Origin of the sequence: Streptomyces gobiensis (assembly GCF_021216675.1) — a bacterium.
Taxonomy (GTDB): domain Bacteria; phylum Actinomycetota; class Actinomycetes; order Streptomycetales; family Streptomycetaceae; genus Streptomyces; species Streptomyces gobiensis.
In genome coordinates, this window is record NZ_CP086120.1 from 1 (window position 1) to 16,848 (window position 16,848).

The window sequence follows — 16,848 nt, forward strand, 5'->3', positions numbered from 1 at the left end:
CGATGACGATGAGGGCCAGTTGGTCGATGTAGGGGGCGGTTTCGGCGATGGCCTGGCGGTCAGGTCGGTGCCGTCATCGATGTGCAGCGGTGCCTGGACCAGATGTGCGGATGCCTCGTTGACTGCTGCTTGTTCGGGTGGTGGAGAGGGTGCCGGCTCGCAGGCGGCGGTAGTCCGCGCTTGCCTGTGCCGCCACGATGCGGGCCGCGACGTCAGCCCGGGTGATTCCAGAGGCCGCGTACAGCACCGGCCGCCCGTGGTGGAGCGCCGTGTGGCGGGCGGCGGTGGCCACGAGCAGGGATCCGCCCGCTCCGGGTGCGGCGGCCACCAGGACCAGACGGCCTGGTGGCAGGCCGCCGGTGGCGTGGTCGAGGGTTTCCAGGCCGTAGGACAGGGGGGTCGGGGTCTGGGGGGAGACGACCGTGTGGAGCACGTCGCCGAGGGCGGCCAGGTGGCGTGGGGCGTGCCCGTGTGCTGGCTGGCTGCAGGTGCCGGGTGGCGGTGCGTGGGTTGACGGTGTGTGCGTCGCGGGGTCGGGAGCAGCCGGGTCGGCGGGGTCCTCGACGCGCTCCTGCGGGCGCTCGGGGACGGGGGCGCTGTGGCGTGTGGCTGTCGGGGCTGCGGCCGGGTCGGCGGCGGATACCAGGACAGCCAGCGGCCTTTGGCGGCGCATCAGCACCTGCGGCCGGCCCTCTGCCGCGGCGACGATCAGGTCTCCCAGCCGTGTACGAGCCGCAGTGACCGGCGATGCCGGAAACTGGGACAGTGCCGCCTGCCGCTTGGTATCCAGACACTTCAACGGCACCAGCACTGCCTGACGACCACCCTTCGCGATCCGGGCGGTCTGCCCCTGACTGGCGGCCTCCACCAGCTCATACAGCCGCCTGCGTGCCTCCTCCACCCGCAACGGCCCGGAACACACCCCGTCTCCCGACTCCGGCACACCGACCTCCTCACATCCAGCAAAGCGTAAGGAAAATACCACACCAACCCGTAAGGAAACACGGTGACACGTAAGGATTTTGCTGGTGAGTAATGGGTGCGGGCGGGGCTGCCGTACCGGCCGCCGCGCGAGGGCAGCCTCCCTGCCAACGTGGCCGCCCCAACGCACACAGCAGAGCTGCCGGCTTCCGCAGCGGCTCGTAAGGACAGCGTGTGGCGGGGTGCCCGAGCCCGCGCTTACGGCGTCGTACCGTCGGCACATGCCGCCTCGACAGTCCGCGCACCAGTTCGGTGACCTGGCGCGCCCTCAGTTGCTGCTCACTGCGGTGGCACTGGCCCCAGCAAAGCAGGACGCAGCGCAGCACGTCATCTTGCGCGGTGACTTTCACACACCCAGAGGCAGGCCTGTCGCAGTGCTGGTGCCCCTTGGTGGCATGCAGATGGTTGCGGACGACCTGCAGATTGGCTTCGTAGGTGAGAACGGAGAGCGAATGTCGCTGGGCCCTGGCATCGGTTCTTGATCGAGATGCTCAGAAATGTTGATGAGAACTGGCAGCACGCAGAGGGCTCTGCTCCGGTGTGTCGGCGCCGGTGGACATAATTCGGCTGTGGACCTGAGACCGGAGCTGCTGTCCCCGCCTGTGAGCCGACAACGACTGGATGAGTTGAGCTGCGAGATCGCTCGGATCGCTGACCTGGTGGCCGACCGTTCCGAGGACGCTGACGAGGCCATCCGAGCCTTCAATGCGATAACCGGCCATGATTACGTGGCCCTCGACTTCGCCGAGTACTACGGAAGCAGGGTCCTGGCGGAGTTCGCCAGGGAGGCGGCCCGGCCACCTCGTCTTCGGGTTGCAGACATCACGAGGGGCGAGCTCGTCGAAATCGTCCGCAGACTCCTTGCGGCTGACCCGGAGAGCGGCTACTACGTGCAGCTCCTCGAAGCGAATGTGTCGCATCCCCGAGTCAGTGACCTGGTCTTCCATCCCTCGGACGACCTCCAGGATGCATCTGCGGAGGAGATCGTCGACGAGGCCCTGAAGTACCGGCCGATCGAACTCTGAGCCATGAGGATGAATCAGCCGGCCGCCGCCTGTTGTTCGGCACGGGCTCGGGTGGCGGCGAGGCGGTAGGAGCCGGTGCCGGTTTCGATGATGTTGCCGCCGAAGGTGAGGCGGTCGACGATGGCGGCGCAGAGACGCGGGGCGGTGAACGTCTTGGTCCAGCCACTGAATGGTTCATTCGAGGTGATGGCGACGCTGTTCTTCTCCTCGTGTTCGGTCAAGACCTGAAAGAGGAGTTCGGCGCCGCGGCGGTCGAGTTCCATGTAGCCGGGCTCGTCGATGCAGAGAAGGTCGACACGTCCGTAGCGGGCGATGGTCTTGGTCAACTGTTTCTCGTCGGGGGCTTCGACCAGTTCGTTGACCAGCTTCGTCGCCAGCACGTACTTGACCCGAAAGCCGGCCATCGCTGCCTCGGTGCTGAGTGCGATCAGCAGGTGGGACTTGCCGGTGCCCGAGTCGCCGATCAGACACAGAGCAGACCCTTTTTGATCCATTCGCACTTGGCGAGGGTGTGGATCACGGCCGCGTCGATGTGTTGGGGTTGGCGTCGAAGTCGAACTTGCGAAGCGACTTGTCCCGGGGGAAGCCGGCGGCCTTGATGCGCCGCTCGGAGCGACGGCGGGCCCGGTCGTCGCACTCGGCCAGAAGGAGTTCGGCGAGGAAGCCGAGGTAGGACATCTGCTCGCGGCCGGCGGTCTCGGCGAGTTCGGGGAAGTGGGACCGGGTGGTGGGCAGCCGCAGCATCCGGCATGCCTGGTCGACCGCGGTGGTGGCGGCCTGCTCGGTGAGTCCTCGCTGGCGAGGGATGGTCACGGCGTTCTCCTTCAGGGGGTGGGGCGGTCGGGTCGGCGAAGCCGCAGGAGCTGGTCGTAGTGGGCCACCGAGGGCGGGGGCCGTTTGTCAGGCGGAAGGCGGGGCCAGGCTGTGTGCGGTCAGTGGGGCGATGCTGGTTCGGCTGCCGGGGGGCGGCCGGTTCTGGGGGCTCTTCAGGCGTGGTGTCGGCTTCCGCTGCTTTGCGGGCCTCAAGGGCGACGGCGTCCACGGTCAGCGCGCCGGTCTTGAGGGCGGCGGCGAGGCCGGCGACCGGGTGCCCGTGGGGAAGGTGGCGGCTCAGCAGGAGGACCTCGATCGGAGCGCGGGTGCCTTCCCGCTCGCCGCGGGCCTTGATGGCCGCTTCCCACCAGGCGTCGTGAATGGGGGTGAACCGGCCTGCGGACCGTGCCTGGTCGAGAGCGGTGGCCCCGGGCAGGGCACCCGGCTTGCGGACGAGTGCTTCCAGGTAGTGGTCCAGTTCGAGGCGGGTTCCGCCGCGGGCAGATGAGCCGCTCGTGCCGACGCGACTTCCTCGCGGCCGTCGTAGACCACCACTTCAGAGGCGTGCAGCATGACTCGGGCGGTCCGGCCGATCAGTCGCACCAGCACCGAGTAGCGGTTCATCCGGACGCAGATCTGGCTGTAGCGGTCGACCCGCAGGGGTAGAGAGCCGGCCCGTCTCGAACGGCTCCTCAGGCAGCGGCGCCAGCGTCGGCCGCTCGGTCGCAAAGTACTCGCCAATGGTGCAGGGCCGGGACCGGATGCGACGGGCGTCGTCCTCCTCGTCCCACCGGTCGATCATCGCCTTCAGCTCCGCGAGAGTCTCCACCTCGGGGACAGGGACCAGGTGATTTCTGCGGAACCAACCGATCTGGCCCTCGACGCCACCCTTCTCATTAGCGCCGCGCAGTCCCGGTTGGTTGGCCGTAGAGGGCATCGATGCCGTAGTGGGAGCGGAAAGCGGTCCAGCGTTCGGCTTCGACCCGGCGGCGGGAGAGACCCAGCACCTGGGCGACCGCAGCTCTAAGGTTGTCGTAGCGGACTTCCCGGTCGGCACTCCTCTAATATGCGGGTCTCGTTGTCAAGCCATTGGTCGTGGCGAGCGCGGGCGAAGTGTCCGGTCTCATGCGACCCGCTCGGATGTGAACAATGTTGGGGTGGTCAGCGGCGAGGTTTCGGTGAAGCTGTTTCGCAGGCCGAGGAAGCACTGTCAGTGGCCGAGGAGACACTGATGTCATGAAGACCTCCTCGTCCACCGCAGCCAGTTCGGCCGAGCCTTCCCTGACCCTGGTCGAGTCGATGGGCGGTCCGCTGATAGCCGTACCAGTTTCCGCATTGGACGGCTGGTGGGGTTGCACGGAGTCGGGGGTGGGCATCGGCGACGGGGATGTCCGGGACGACTACGACCGTGCCTGTGGCGTGGAGGGCCTGGCCGGAGTGATTGCTGTTGGAGAGGAAGGTTTGCGAGGGCTGGTACTGGCAGACGACCCCGCCAGGACCTGCTATCTGCCGGAACACCACGCCTTCGTCCGCTGGCTCGCAGCCGAATCCGAGGCCGATCTGATCGCCGCAGCCAAGACTGTCCTCGCCGACCCCACCACAGAGTGGGAGGAGTGCGGTGTCTGGGAGACGGACGGCCCTGCGGTGCTTATGGACTCCGTCACTGCTGGGGCTGAACTGGATGTTGAGTACCCCGACGGCGGAGGGCTGCCGGAACAGGCCGCCGTCACGATAGGGCCCGGTCGCTGGACAGTCCGCGCCGTCCACACCTGGGCAAACGAGGAGACCTGGGTGGGCCTGGTCCAACTTCTGCCCTCGTCCGAGAACTAACGGGAACCACCACTGGGCAGAACATCAGGAAGCTTCGCCGTCGAGACGCTGGAGGAGTCCATCGAAGATCTGCTCCCGTGCGACCTGTCCTTTGGCCGCCGCGTCGTCTCGCTGGCGTTCGAGGGTGGACCGGAACTCGATCGTGGTGACGAAGAACGTGCAGGACTCACAGATCGACTCGAAGTGGCAGTCCATCTCGACGGGCGAGCGCAGTGGCCATTGCCGTGCATCCGGCGGTGCATCTCCCTGCGGAGCTTGGCCATCTCCGTTCCCTCGGCATCGGCTGGCAGCTGGCGCGGGGCGTCGTAGAGTGCCTCGGCCTTCTCCGAGACGGCGAAGTACCCGTCTGCGACGGTCCGGTCGGCGATCCGCGCGTGAACACGTGTCATGGACAACGACCTATGTCCAAGTAGCGCGGCGATGGCCTCGGACAGATCCTCCAGTGTGGGCCGGGGCCTGTCGTACGGCGTGGAGGTGCAGCGAGGTGCTGCGCGGAGCCGAGTACGCGGATGTGAGGGAGGTCCCAGTCGCTGGCTGCTCCGACGGGTTGGGAACCACGCTCAGCGCTCTCTCGCGTTGAACTTGCCAATCTTCTCCGACAGCTCGGCGAGCGAGTCGATGCGCCAGGTGGCCAGGCGGTCGGCATCCGCTTCGTGCTGCTGAATCGTCCCCCACGGCCCGCGACGGATCAGCGCGGTATACATCCCCGCAGCAGCAGCGGGCCGGATGTCGTTGTCGAGCCGGTCCCCCACGTACAGGATCTCCCCGGCCGCGAAGGGGACGGCCTGCACGAGACGAGTGAAGAACGCGGGATCAGGCTTGGCCGCGCCCCAGTCGTCGGACGTACCGATCAGGTCCACATCCGCAGTGAACAGCTCACGCAGAATGCGTCCCGCGCGCACCGTCTGGTTACCGGCGATCCCCAGCCACAGACCATCGGCGCGCAGCTGGGCAAGGGCAGGGCGTACATCGGGGTACACATCCTCCTCGCCGAAGGTCTCCGGCTGCCCGGCAGCCGCGCGTTTCTCCCGCTCGGCATACAGATCGAAACCGGGCCGGAAGACCTGGAACGTCTCACGGTAGTCCTGGCCGCAGGCAATGACAGCCCCGAACATCGCAGCGAACGTATGCCGCGGCACCCCCAGCCAGTCCGCCCAAGTGCCGTACTCGCGGGTCTCATCCACCAGACACTCACCGACATCGAACACCACCGCACGCATCACGAACCACACCCTATAAAGCCTGTGAACACCGCAAGACCGCACCCGGTAAAGACCCATCCGTCGATGGTGCCCCGCCAAGTGGTGTATCCGATCCAGAGGAGAACGTGCAGGTCATGGCTGAGATCGGGGTTCCCGAGGCCCGCACCGGCCTGATGGTTCGTCAGCCCATGGCGCGACGCGAACCGCCGTTTCTGTTCTCGGACGGCATGCCCCGAGGTCGGGTTCACGCGCCTCGTGGCTCTCGACATTCATGACTTTTTCTGCGCTGACGGCTCGTCAGTACCGTGGTGGTCGCGTACAGGCCCATCGCAGGCGCGACCTGCATCTTCTCGCCGTGATCCCCTACACCACCCGGCGGCCGGTCGGTACCGGAGACCGGCTTCGGTCAGGAGTTCCACATATGGCCAGATCAGGTGGCGTCGTCGTGCGTGAACGTTCCTTCCGGGTAGCACTGCTGTGGCGTCTTCCTCCGAAGCCCTCCGTCGCTCTTTGGCCAGCCCTCTTGAGGTGTACCGCTGCCTGATCAGTTCTGTGGAAGGAAGGTCACGTGCGTGTGCGGAAGCAGCCGTTCGAAGCAGTGGAGATAAAGACGCTGCTCGGGAGCCGGGTCCGGGAGGCCGCAGCGGTCATGGCCCGGGCCCTTCATGACGATCCTGTGTACACCCATATATTCCCGCGTGCCGACGAACGCGCCCGTGCCCTTCCCCTCTTGTACGCCCTCGTGCTCCGGGACACCCTCCCTCGCGGTGCCGTGCACGTGACGCTCATGGAGAAGGCGATTGTCGGTGTGGCCGCCTGGCTTCCGCCCCGCTGCTTCCCCCTGAACGCTGCCCGCAGGCTCCGCTGTGTCCCCGCCATACTCCCCGTCCTCCTCAGCGCGCCACGGTCTTTGCCCGCGCTGACCTGGCTGGAGGCCGCCCTGGCCCAGGGCTGTCCCCCGGAGCCGATGTGGTACTGGCAGGTGATCGGCGTAGATCCGCACCTGAGCGGGAGCGGCGTGGGGTACCGGCTGGTCCGTGCCGGGCTGGAGCTCGTCGACCGGGAGGCGCTTCCCTGCCACGCCGAGACGTCCACGGAGCACACCGCCCGATGGGCCCAAAGACTGGGCTTCGAGGTCGCACCGCCGTGTTACCCAGTGGACGACGGTCATCCCGCGCTGTGGAAGCTGATGCGGCCGAGCCAGGCCGCGCCGCAGGGAGTAGACGGAGGCAGTGGTGAACGAGAACGGATGCGACTTCCCCGCCAGGGAGTTCTCCGGCGGCCCCCTCTCCCTGCCGAAGGGGCCCCTCTTCCGGACCCGACTGCCGAGCGGTGACGTGGTCTGGGCGGTCACCGGCTACGAAGAGGTGCGCTCGGCACTGAGCCACCCCTTGCTGGCGCGTGACCTCTCTGCGGACGACCCGCAGCTGGCCGACAGCGGCCCTATGGCGGAGGAAAGCTGCGAAACCGCCACCTCCAGCTCGACGGGCCGCCGCACGCCCAGCTGCGACGCCTGGCGGCCAAACCGCTCACGCCCCGCCGGATCGCCGAGATGCGACCCCGTATCCAGGAAATGACCGACGAGCTCCTCGACGACCCCAGGACCTGGCCCGCGTCTCGCCGTACCTGACCGAGCACATCCGCCGCTTCGGCGAGTACTCCACCCATGAACTCGGCCTCCAGCCCGTGGCGTATGACCCACACCTGGACGTCGACTTCAGCCCGCTGCGCAGCGACGACCCATCCGCCCCGGACGGTTACGGCCAGGCGGCCTGAGCGGCCACTTCGAATACGTCGAGCGCCTGCTGCCATGATCCCGCGTGCATCCAGGCTGCCCGGGGCCCTCGGCGGCCATGCGGGCCTCGTACGCGGTGGTGTGGAGCTCGTGGGTTCATAGGTCGCGGCGGCGGACGGTGGCCATGGCGATGACGGCTGCGGCGAGTGGCCAGGCTGCGTACACGATCCACGACCCGCTGATGGTCGCCGGGTAGGGGGCCGGTCCGAAGGGGTCGCTCATCTGCACCAGTCGTTCCCACGCACTGCGGGGCAGCGCGTGAAGGATGGCGGACGACCAGCGGTGGCGGTCGTTGAGGAGGAACGGCAGCAGCAAAAGGATGCCGGTGAACGTCACGAGGGTGGTTGCGGTGTGCCGGATGAGGGCGCCAAGGCCCATGCCTATGAGCGCGCACACCGGAGCGAGCAGGGCGGACGCTGCGACGGCGCGGAACGCGCCGGGGTAGTCGAGGGACAGACCGATGTCCCGCCCGGACAGGATGGCCTGTGTCACGCCGAACGAGGTCCCCGCGACGACCGTGCCGTAGACGAGCATGCCTGCCGTCACGACGGCCATCTTGGCCGCTACGACCGCGCGGCGGGCAGGGACGGCCGCAAAGGTCGTACGGATCTGTCCGGTGCTGTACTCGCCGACGATCATGAGGGCGCCGATGCCGCCGGTGGCGAGTATCAGGACCATGCAGGCGCCGATGGTGAAGGCGTCCCGCATGGCCCAGTTCGGGACAAAGAGGGCCCGGATCCCTTCATTGTAGGTCGGCCAGTTGTTGTAGTCGGCCACGGCGGCGCTGACGTTGATGGCGATGATGACCAGCGCGCTGGCCCCGAACGCCCAGGAGGATGAGCGCAGTGACCAGAGCTTGATCCACTCGGCGGCGAGGAGATCGCGGAAGCGGGCGCCGGGGTGGGCGGCGCGTACGGCGGTGAATGCGGCCGTCGGCTGCGTGGTGGTCGGGGTCATCGGGGTTCTCCTGCGAGGTATTCGACGCTGTCGGCGGTGAGTTCCATGAATGCCTCCTCCAGGCAGGAGGTGCGGGTGGCCAGCTCAAGGAGCACGATGCGGTGGTGGGAGGCGAGTTCCCCGATGCGGGCCGCGCTCAGGCCGGTCACGGTGAGCAACTCCTCTGCGCCCGAGTGGTCCGGCTGCACCGAAGCCCCCTCGGCCTTGAGCACAGTCGCCAGCGCGGTGGTGTCGGGCGTCCGCACGGTCACGCTCAGGCGGGTGCCGCGGGCCGCGAACTCCCTCACACTCTCGTCGGCGATCAGCTCGCCCCGGCCGATGACAATCAGGTGCTCGGCGGTGCTCTCCATCTCGCTCATCAGGTGGCTGGAGATGAACACGGTGCGCCCCTGGGCGGCCAGCCTCCTGAACAAGGCGCGTACCCACCGCACGCCCTCCGGGTCCAGGCCGTTGACCGGCTCGTCGAACAGGAGCACGGGAGGGTCGCCGAGCAGTGCCGTGGCGATGCCGAGCCGCTGCTTCATGCCCAGGGAGAACCCGCCGATGCGGCGCCGGGCCGCGGCGACCAGTCCTACTTCCTCAAGGACCTCCTCCACCCGGCGCCGCGGGATGCCGTTGCTGCGGGCCAGGGCGGACAGGTAGGCCGCTGCGCTGCGTCCGCCGTGAACGTCATGGGCGTCGAGCAGGGCGCCGGCGTGGCGCAGGCCGCGCGGGTGGTCCCGGAACAGGTGGCCGTCGATGGTGGCGGTGCCGCTGGTTCGGCCAGGCCGAGGAGCATCCGCAGCGTGGTGCTCTTGCCGGCGCCGTTGGGACCGAGGAATCCGGTGACGTGCCCGGGACGCACGGTGAAGGTCAGGCCGTTGACGGCGGTGGTCTTGCCGTATCGCTTGGTCAGTTCGTTGGCTTCGATCACCAGGCCAACGGTGCCGGGGAGAGTGTCCGTCCGGCATCGGCCCGTCGGCCACACTCGTGGAAGGGCCTGTAACCCGTGGGCGTACGCCCACGGGCCAATGTCCCGCCGCAGGTCAGGCGATTACGATCGCCTCATGTCCGCCAAGCCGCGCCCCCTGTTGTCCTGGCACCTGTGGCCGGCCGCGCGGGCGGTCCTGGCCTGGTGCGGGGCCATCACCTACCCGTTCGCCCTGTTCTTCGCGGTACGCGGCAGGCCCTACGACTCCCCCGTCTTGCCGTTCCTCTCGGCGGCCGCGGTCACGGTCCTGCTCCTCGGGTTGCTGCGCCGCCGTCCACTGCCGGCCCTGACGCTGATGCTCCTTGGTACGTACGCCACGGCGACGACAAGTCCTTCCTGGCAGGTCGCATATCTGCTGGTTCTGGCGAACGATCTCGCCGTCGGATACATCGTGGCCACCGGGCCGCGCCGCATCGCGCTCACCGCTGCCGTCATGACGCTCGGCGTACAGGTCGCCGTCGCCGCACGCCTCGGGACTGGGACGGACGGCTTCGCCCGCACGGCCGTGGTCCTCGTTCTCGCGCTCGCCGCCGCCTGGATGACCGGTCATGCGGTCCGCGAACGCCGCGAGCACGCCGCGGCGCTGCGCTCGCAGACCGCCGCGCAGGCTGTCACCGCTGAACGGCTGCGGATCGCCCGCGAGCTGCACGACATGATCGCGCACAGTATCGGCGTCATCGCCATCCAGGCAGGCGTGGGCAGCCGGGTCATCGACACGCAGACGCACGAGGCTCGCAATGCGCTGGCCACCATCGAAGCCACCAGCAGGGAAACCCTCGCCGGGCTGCGGCGCACCCTGGGCACGCTGCGTCGTACCGAACCGGGCCCCGGGCCGCAGGCCGCGCCGCGCGAGCCGGCCCCTGGGCTGGCCGATCTCGACCGGCTGGCCGTGTCAACGAGGGACGCGGGCGTCCGTGTCGACCTGCGGTGGCTCGGAGAACGACGGCCCCTGCCCCCCGATATCGACCTGGCCGCCTTCCGGATCGTCCAGGAGGCCCTCACCAACGTCGTACGCCACGCGGACGCCCCCGACTGCCGGGTCACCATCGGCTGCCAAGACGGCGAACTGACCATCGAGGTCGCCGACGACGGCCGTGGCGGCCTCATCTCTGGCACCGGATACGGCATCACCGGAATGCGGGAACGCGTCACCCTGCTACACGGCCAGTTCACCGCCGGGCCGCGCCCCGAGGGCGGCTTTCGCGTGGCGGCCCGGCTCCCCCTCTCCGAAGGAGTACACCTGTGATGACGGTCCGCGTCGTGCTCGCCGACGACCAGCCGCTGGTCCGCAACGGCCTGCGCGTCCTGATGGCCGGCACCCCCGACATCGACGTCGTGGCAGAGGCCGGAACCGGCGCCGAAGCGGTCCATCTGGTCCGGGACACCGAGCCCGACGTGGCGGTGATGGACATCCGCATGCCCGGCATGGACGGCATCGAGGCCACCAGGCTGATCACGGCCGCCGCTGGGGCGACGCGCGTCCTCGTCCTCACCACGTTTGACGACGACGAGTACATTTATGGCGCGCTCCGAGCGGGTGCGAGCGGGTTCCTCGTCAAGGACACAGCACTGGACGACATCCTCGCGGCGATCCGCGTGGTCGCCGCCGGAGACGCCCTGATCGCACCGAGCGTCACGCGCCGCCTGATCGCAGAGTTCGCCGCCCGCCCCGAACCCGCCCCGCATCCACGACCAGTCGGGAACATCACCGAGCGAGAACGCGAGGTACTGACCCTCGTCGGACGCGGCATGTCCAACAGCGAGATCGCCGCCCACCTCTACATCAGCGTGGCCACCGCAAAGGCACACATAACGCGGCTACTCACCAAACTCGAAGCCCGCGACCGAGTCCAACTCGTCATCACCGCCTACGAGACAGGCCTGGTAACGCCACCTCGGTGAACGCCGAGCACCTCAGTCGGCGAAGCTCGCCAACCGAAGCACCGAGGCACAAGTTCTCATAAACGGGGGGTCCTTTGCCCGAGCAAGATCACTTGAGAGCCGGGGAGTCCCTTCAAACCCCTATCGGTTCGCACAACTCGTTCTCACCCAAAGGCAGGTCTTACCCCCTTTTGAGACTTGCATTGTGCGAAAACCCGGGCCCATGACGGGCCCTCAAGAACCCTCCCGTCCGACGCGGACGACGTCGAGCGCCACCCGTGCCCGCGGTGTGCGGCCGAACCCGGCTCGCCGTACCGCTCGCGCCGCGGCGCGGTCGCCGGCAGCTACCACACCGGCCGCTTCACGAGTGCCCCGGCTCTCGAAGCTGCTACGGGTGCCGACACCAGCCGACCGGGGCCCGGGCAGCCGTGGCGGCCCGGTACCCCGCCCCCGGCACCGATCGACCCCGACACCCCGGGCGCCGACATCCGCATCGGCTACGCTCGCTGCTCGACCCTCGGACAGGAACTCAACTCGCAGCTGGACGCTCTCACCAAGCACGGCATCCCGCGCGACAAGGTGTTCTCCAAGAAGATCAGCACGCGCGTGCGCCTCCGGCCCCAGTTCGAGGCCGCGCTCGCGCTGACCCAGCAGATCAAGGCCCCACGCCCCACACTGCCGGGTCATCTTCACCGTGTACGAGATGAAGCGACTCGGCCCGGACCGCTGCCGGGGATGTACGACCCGAGTGGCCCCGGCCGACTGCTGTTCGCGTTCTTCGCAGCGATGGCGGAGACCGAGCGGGAGAACATCCGGGAGTCGACGCTCGAAGGGCTCGACACCGCGGCTCGCAAGGGCAAGCACGACGGCCGGCCACCCGTCATTACCGACGACATGCTGCACACGTGCTCCGGCGCCGCGCGGGCGGCGAGTCCGTCGAGCAGATTCAGCCCGGCCTGATCATCCCCACCGGTAAGGCAAGGGGCAGAGCCCCAGCGTCGCCATCATCTACCGAGCCCTCGCCGAGCACGAGAAGAGCAGGCGTACCCCGATCCCGATCGACACCGCCGACACCTAAGTCATGGCCCAGATCTGCATGAATCTGCTCGCCCTGTTCGCCGACATGGAGCGCATCTTCATGCTCAAGCGCGTCGCCGGTGCCCGCGAGGCTAAGCGCAAGGGGCGCGGCAAGCGGTCCGGCCCGAAGCCGAAGATCACCCCGCAGCAGCGCAAGGCCATCGCAGCGCTCATGGCCGACGAAGACCGTGACGTCACGGCCGACCAGGTCGCCGAGGACTTCGGCATCAGCCGGGCGACGCTGTACCGGAACTCCAGAGGGCCCGCGCCGAGGTACCGGCCCAGCGGTAGCGTTGCCTCCAGAGGCTCAAGGGGCTATGTCATCGACTGGGGCGACCGGAAGCAAACCCCGTGCAAGACCGGCGCCCGTTGTGTGGGCGAGGTCCTGCAGACCTACTGCTACCCCGGCCGGTACCGGGTGTGCGCGTGGCGCGTCGAGGCCAAATCACCACACTCGCAGTCCAGCGCCCGCCTCAACTTCCCCGCCCTACGAAAACCCCTGCTCAGAACAACACCACACCACAGCCCAACATCCTGAAAATATCACCAGATCCACACGTCAGAACACCACTCACTCAGTGATCAACAGCAGATTTGTCACATGCCTCAGCCGCTCCAGGGAGGTCGGGAGGAATGTACGGGGGCTCGCTGGGGCCATGACGAGTGCGGTGGCAGTGACCCCCGGCCGACATCCCAGCCTCACACACCACCCACCGTAATCCTGCCGCACCGTCAGCGTCTGGGTGATTGTGGTCAGTTGTCCCGGGAACGGCCCCGCACGAAGTTCTCGCGGACCGGTCGAGGACATGGCAGTTGGGCGGGGACGCGGTCGGGCTCCTGCCGTCATCGACCACCACCAAGACCATGTGGCCGACCTGGCGCAGCGCCCAGCCCGCGTTCAGGGCAGCCGTGCCGCTCCCGGCGATCACCACGTCAAAACGGCAACCGTCCAAGGTCTCAGCGGCCTCCTCGGGCGAGGGCTGCGATGGGCCGATCATGCGGTACACACTCGTAGTACTTTTCCTGATGTGATGTGACGGGTTGTTCTGATCGGGACCGTAACAGCCAGCACTGGCAAAGCATTTGGAGACAGACCGCCACAGCGCTATCCCTCCCAGTGCACGCCGCTGCGGCGTGCACTGGGAGGGATAGCTCAGGTATCCGGAGAGGCGAGCAGCACGGGGTGGACGGTCCACTCGGCCCAGCGCCCGGCGCAGCTGAGGGAGAAGCCGCACGGCTGGCCGCGTTCCAGCGCGGCCAAGGCGCTGATGCTGCCCGAAACGTCTGCCCAGTGGGCACGGTGCTGCTCGCGCGGCGGGAGGGCCGAGGCAAGAGTGCGGACCATCAACACGAATACGCCGTACCGCCTCGACCGGAGTGCGGACGGTGGAGGACCGTACATGCTCAGCACCGTCTCGGTCGTACTCGGCGTACGTGGCCACCTCACACCGGAAGCCCGGAGTGCAGGGCGTGCCGTTCAGTCATGGTGCACACCGCCCTTAGGAGGTCCGGCGTCACCCGTGCACTCCACGGGATTTGCCGCAAGCACCGGTAACTGCCGCCCATGGCCGCCGGGTTCTCACAGCCCGTCATGTTGCCCCTGCACGGGGGCGGAGAGTGTGCGCAGTTCGTCGATCCACAAGCGGGCGCGGTGGGCGATGGCAGCGGTGACGGCCTCGCACAGCACATCGCCATCCGTGACCGGAACGTCGGCGGCCGGTGGCACGATCCAGCGACGCCCGCAGACAGCCCCGCGCCCGCTGATCCAGGTCACATGAGAGACGGGGCAGCGGATGACACCAGGGCCCACGCACACGGTGCCGAGCAGCTGAGGCCAGGTCCTCGCGGTCCCCGCCGGGACGATGAACTCGACCCTCGCCCGGAGAGGGACGTCAAGCACCGGCCCGAGGAACTCGCCGCTGGTTCGGAGCCGGTACACGGCACCGAGGCCGACACTGCGGGTAATCCGCGCGACATCCCACAGCCGACCGGCGGGAACATCAGCAGAGCGTCCGGACTGCCAAGCGCTGCGGACGTCTGCCTCCCGGGCGCCAGCCGATACGGCCCAGGACAGGGTAGAGCTTTGGACTGTCACGGCAGGGCCTCCTCCTCTTGTCCGTCTGTCTGCTTGATGACGGTGAGCAGCGAGGCGACGCAGTCGGCGGCGGTTTGCAGATGGGCCATGGCTCCGTTAAGGCCGGTGCAGGTGGCGGAGTGGACGTGCTGGGCGCTGAGGATGCGGTCCTCCCATTGCGCCCGTTCGCGGGAGCCGTACGGTGCCCGGTCGCGGTAGAGGCGGGCGATGCCCAGTAGCGCGGCCAGATGCTGGTGCAGCCAAGCGACGTAGACCCGGAGCGGCTGAGCGCTGCGATCCTGGTTCTGTGCCAGAGCGCAGGCGCCCTGGATGCGCAAGGTCAACGGAAGCGAAGGCGACGCATGTCACCGGTACCAAGCAGCCCCACCGTGCACCGTCACCAGCTCAGTGCCAAGCTGCAACAGCTGCGCAAGGCTACCGACCTGGAAATCGAGCAGGTCACCAAGGAACTGCGCTGCTCGCAAACCCGAGTGAACCGGATCGAGACGGGCAAGGGACGCGCAGCCGCCAAGCCGGGTGATATGAACAAGCTATGCACGCTGTAAAGCGTCACCGACGAGAAGAAGATCCAAATGCTCCTCTGCATCCTCACCAACTCCCAGAAACGGGGCTGGTGGGAGTCATAGGAGGATGTGCTGCCGTCCGGGTTGGAGGTCTACGTCGGGCTCCAATCCGACGCCCGCGCAGAGAGGGCCTGGGAGCCGCTGCTCGTCCACGGACTGCTGCAGACCCCGCAGTACGCGCGGGCTGTCCTCGAATCCTGGCCGTCCAACCGGCCACACGACATCGACGTCCTGGTCCAAGTCCGCACCGAGCGGCAGAAGCTGCTGGCCCGCGAAGGAGAGCCGCTGGAATTCTGGGCGGTCCTGGACGAGGCAGCCATCCGCCGCCCCCTCGGCGGCCCGGACGTTATGCGCGCCCAGCTGCAGCACCTGGCCGAGACCTCCAGGCTGCCGAACGTCACCCTCCAGGTCATCCCTGAGCACAAAGGAGGCCACCCAGGCATGGGCGGCACCTTCTCACTGCTGGAGTTCGAGGAAGATGACCCCGTCATCTACGTCGACTCCCCCGCAGGCAACCTCTACCTGAAGAAAAAGCCAGACGTACGCCGCTTCACGAGCACATTCGACCTGCTAAGGGCTATCGCCCTCGCCCCCGATGAATCAACAGCGCTACTCCACCGCGCCGCAGAGGAGATGCAATGACCAACGCCACCAGCCACCCCGAACACACCGACCTGAGCAATGCAGCATGGTTCAAGGCCTCGGCCAGCTCCGGCAGCGGCGGCTGCATCGAAGTCGCCTTCCCCGACAACGACCGCGTGACCATACGCGACAACGACGACCCAAACAACCCACCCTTCGTCGTCACACGACACGTCTTCAACTGCTGGGTCGATGGTGCCAAGAATGGCGAGTTCGACGCTCCTGCCTAATGCGAATCCCCTACTTGACTCAGCGAATGCCCTGACCCGGCCAGCCTCGCCCGGTGTGCAAACGGGCAAACCGAGGGATACCACAAGCCGAACGCACGGCCCGACTGCCACCAGCAATGCGGCGGCCGGACCGTACGCATACCGACAGGCCCCCTGCTGTGAATGGTCACGTAATTCCCAGGTTGCTGGCCTGAGGGTTCTAGTCGGGCGCCTTCGCGTAGGTGAGGACGAGGTTGCCCTGCTCGAACACTCGGCTGTCGGTGAGGGTGAAGAGACGCGGTGAGAAGTCGGCGCGGAAGAGGGGGACGCCGGAGCCGGCCACGACCGGGTATTGCTTGACGATCAACTCGTCGATCTCTGGAAGCAACTGCCCGGCCAGGTCGGCGCCGCCGCACAGCCAGATGCCCAGGCCCTCCTCCTGCTTGAGCCTGCGGACCAGTGCGATCGGGTCTTCGGTGGTGACCTCGACGGACGAGTCCGCACTGGCGGTGAGGGAACGGGAGAGGACGATCTGCCGCAGATGGGCGTAGGGGCTGGTGAGGCCGACCGCCAGGCCCGGGTCGTAGGTGCCGCGCCCCATGACCACGGTGTCGAAGCGAGTGTTGGGCGCATCTGCGCTGCCAAGGGCCGCGCGTTGGGCAGTGGGGAGGGTCTCCGGGTACTCGGTGATGAGATGCGGGAGGTAGTCCTGCGTGACATGCGGGGAGAAGAAGTCGAAGCCGCCGTCGGGTGCGGCGATGAAACCGTCGATAGTGCTGCCGATGAAGTAAGTGAGCTTGCGCATCTA

General features: G+C 67.7%; 19 protein-coding genes and 4 pseudogenes. 11 read left to right on the top strand and 12 right to left on the bottom strand.

The annotated features are described in order from the left end of the window. Window positions 1-73: 73 nt before the first annotated feature. The gene (locus test1122_RS00005; protein ID WP_232267075.1) at window positions 74-943 is read right to left on the bottom strand and encodes a type II toxin-antitoxin system prevent-host-death family antitoxin; all 870 of its coding nucleotides are present in this window, start codon (window positions 941-943) and stop codon (window positions 74-76) included. A gap of 607 nt (window positions 944-1,550) precedes the next feature. Here test1122_RS00005 and test1122_RS00010 point away from each other — a divergent pair. Then, a complete protein-coding gene (locus tag test1122_RS00010; RefSeq protein ID WP_232267076.1) occupies window positions 1,551-2,006 on the top strand; it encodes a bacteriocin immunity protein in 456 nt (151 codons plus the stop codon). A 14-nt stretch (window positions 2,007-2,020) separates the two neighbouring features. Here the strand turns inward: test1122_RS00010 and istB are convergent. Beyond that, window positions 2,021-2,819: pseudogene (gene istB, locus test1122_RS00015) on the bottom strand (IS21-like element helper ATPase IstB). Between the two features lie 130 nt (window positions 2,820-2,949). On the opposite strand from istB, the gene test1122_RS00020 reads away from it, so the two are divergent. Beyond that, the gene (locus test1122_RS00020; RefSeq protein WP_232267077.1) at window positions 2,950-3,327 is read left to right on the top strand and encodes a hypothetical protein; all 378 of its coding nucleotides are present in this window, start codon (window positions 2,950-2,952) and stop codon (window positions 3,325-3,327) included. Window positions 3,328-3,398: 71 nt separating this feature from the next. Here the strand turns inward: test1122_RS00020 and test1122_RS26730 are convergent. Continuing rightward, window positions 3,399-3,443, bottom strand: a pseudogene (locus test1122_RS26730) (hypothetical protein); the annotation flags it as partial. Between the two features lie 612 nt (window positions 3,444-4,055). On the opposite strand from test1122_RS26730, the gene test1122_RS00025 reads away from it, so the two are divergent. Beyond that, window positions 4,056-4,649 (top strand): Imm21 family immunity protein, encoded by a 594-nt coding sequence (locus test1122_RS00025; protein WP_232267078.1) that lies wholly within the window; start codon window positions 4,056-4,058, stop codon window positions 4,647-4,649. A gap of 24 nt (window positions 4,650-4,673) precedes the next feature. Here the strand turns inward: test1122_RS00025 and test1122_RS00030 are convergent, their stop codons facing one another. Both test1122_RS00030 and test1122_RS00035 read right to left on the bottom strand, forming a co-directional pair. Next, window positions 4,674-4,844: a hypothetical protein gene (locus test1122_RS00030; RefSeq protein WP_232267079.1), complete on the bottom strand. Its 171-nt coding sequence runs from the start codon at window positions 4,842-4,844 to the stop codon at window positions 4,674-4,676. Window positions 4,845-5,209: 365 nt separating this feature from the next. After that, on the bottom strand, window positions 5,210-5,872 hold the full coding sequence (locus test1122_RS00035; RefSeq protein ID WP_232267080.1) for an HAD family hydrolase: 663 nt from the start codon (window positions 5,870-5,872) through the stop codon (window positions 5,210-5,212). Between the two features lie 547 nt (window positions 5,873-6,419). On the opposite strand from test1122_RS00035, the gene test1122_RS00040 reads away from it, so the two are divergent. Further along, a complete protein-coding gene (locus test1122_RS00040; protein WP_232267081.1) occupies window positions 6,420-7,187 on the top strand; it encodes a hypothetical protein in 768 nt (255 codons plus the stop codon). A 555-nt stretch (window positions 7,188-7,742) separates the two neighbouring features. Here test1122_RS00040 and test1122_RS00045 read toward each other — a convergent pair. From test1122_RS00045 to test1122_RS26735, 3 genes and pseudogenes are all read right to left on the bottom strand, one after another. Next, window positions 7,743-8,603: an ABC transporter permease gene (locus test1122_RS00045; protein WP_232267082.1), complete on the bottom strand. Its 861-nt coding sequence runs from the start codon at window positions 8,601-8,603 to the stop codon at window positions 7,743-7,745. After that, window positions 8,600-9,475 (bottom strand): annotated as a pseudogene (locus test1122_RS26520) (AAA family ATPase); the annotation flags it as partial. The gene test1122_RS00045 and the pseudogene test1122_RS26520, both read right to left, overlap by 4 nt. Continuing rightward, a pseudogene (locus test1122_RS26735) lies at window positions 9,406-9,570 on the bottom strand (ABC transporter ATP-binding protein); the annotation flags it as partial. The pseudogenes test1122_RS26520 and test1122_RS26735, both read right to left, overlap by 70 nt. Window positions 9,571-9,649: 79 nt before the next feature. Here test1122_RS26735 and test1122_RS00060 point away from each other — a divergent pair. The 4 genes from test1122_RS00060 to test1122_RS00075 all read left to right on the top strand — a co-directional run bounded on the left by test1122_RS00060 (window position 9,650) and on the right by test1122_RS00075 (window position 13,069). After that, on the top strand, window positions 9,650-10,819 hold the full coding sequence (locus test1122_RS00060; protein WP_232267083.1) for a sensor histidine kinase: 1,170 nt from the start codon (window positions 9,650-9,652) through the stop codon (window positions 10,817-10,819). After that, on the top strand, window positions 10,819-11,475 hold the full coding sequence (locus test1122_RS00065) for a response regulator (RefSeq protein ID WP_232267084.1): 657 nt from the start codon (window positions 10,819-10,821) through the stop codon (window positions 11,473-11,475). The genes test1122_RS00060 and test1122_RS00065 overlap by 1 nt, the downstream gene beginning before the upstream one ends. 177 nt (window positions 11,476-11,652) lie before the next feature. Further along, on the top strand, window positions 11,653-12,414 hold the full coding sequence (locus test1122_RS00070) for a recombinase family protein (RefSeq protein ID WP_232267085.1): 762 nt from the start codon (window positions 11,653-11,655) through the stop codon (window positions 12,412-12,414). 121 nt (window positions 12,415-12,535) lie between these two features. Beyond that, window positions 12,536-13,069 carry a helix-turn-helix domain-containing protein gene (locus tag test1122_RS00075; protein WP_232267086.1) on the top strand — a complete coding sequence of 178 codons (534 nt, stop codon included), beginning with the start codon at window positions 12,536-12,538 and terminating at the stop codon, window positions 13,067-13,069. Between the two features lie 615 nt (window positions 13,070-13,684). On the opposite strand, the gene test1122_RS00080 is transcribed toward test1122_RS00075, so the two are convergent. The 3 genes from test1122_RS00080 to test1122_RS00090 form a co-directional block, all read right to left on the bottom strand. Further along, the gene (locus test1122_RS00080; RefSeq protein ID WP_232267087.1) at window positions 13,685-13,876 is read right to left on the bottom strand and encodes a hypothetical protein; all 192 of its coding nucleotides are present in this window, start codon (window positions 13,874-13,876) and stop codon (window positions 13,685-13,687) included. A gap of 234 nt (window positions 13,877-14,110) precedes the next feature. After that, window positions 14,111-14,470, bottom strand: a complete 360-nt coding sequence (locus test1122_RS00085) for a hypothetical protein (RefSeq protein ID WP_232267088.1) — start codon at window positions 14,468-14,470, stop codon at window positions 14,111-14,113. A 152-nt stretch (window positions 14,471-14,622) separates the two neighbouring features. Then, complete coding sequence (locus test1122_RS00090; protein WP_232267089.1) at window positions 14,623-14,949, bottom strand: hypothetical protein; 327 nt, start codon at window positions 14,947-14,949, stop codon at window positions 14,623-14,625. Window positions 14,950-14,967: 18 nt separating this feature from the next. Between test1122_RS00090 and test1122_RS00095 the strand changes: the two genes are divergently transcribed. The 3 genes from test1122_RS00095 to test1122_RS00105 all read left to right on the top strand — a co-directional run bounded on the left by test1122_RS00095 (window position 14,968) and on the right by test1122_RS00105 (window position 16,061). Beyond that, window positions 14,968-15,171, top strand: coding sequence for a helix-turn-helix domain-containing protein (locus tag test1122_RS00095; RefSeq protein WP_232267090.1), 204 nt, complete (start codon window positions 14,968-14,970; stop codon window positions 15,169-15,171). An 87-nt stretch (window positions 15,172-15,258) separates the two neighbouring features. Next, entirely contained in the window at window positions 15,259-15,831 is a 573-nt protein-coding gene (locus test1122_RS00100) for a DUF5753 domain-containing protein (RefSeq protein ID WP_232267091.1), read from the top strand. After that, window positions 15,828-16,061 carry a DUF397 domain-containing protein gene (locus test1122_RS00105; protein ID WP_232267092.1) on the top strand — a complete coding sequence of 78 codons (234 nt, stop codon included), beginning with the start codon at window positions 15,828-15,830 and terminating at the stop codon, window positions 16,059-16,061. The genes test1122_RS00100 and test1122_RS00105 overlap by 4 nt, the downstream gene beginning before the upstream one ends. 199 nt (window positions 16,062-16,260) lie before the next feature. Here test1122_RS00105 and test1122_RS00110 read toward each other — a convergent pair whose 3' ends face one another. Beyond that, window positions 16,261-16,845, bottom strand: a complete 585-nt coding sequence (locus test1122_RS00110) for a dihydrofolate reductase family protein (RefSeq protein ID WP_232267093.1) — start codon at window positions 16,843-16,845, stop codon at window positions 16,261-16,263. Between the last annotated feature and the right edge of the window lie 3 nt (window positions 16,846-16,848).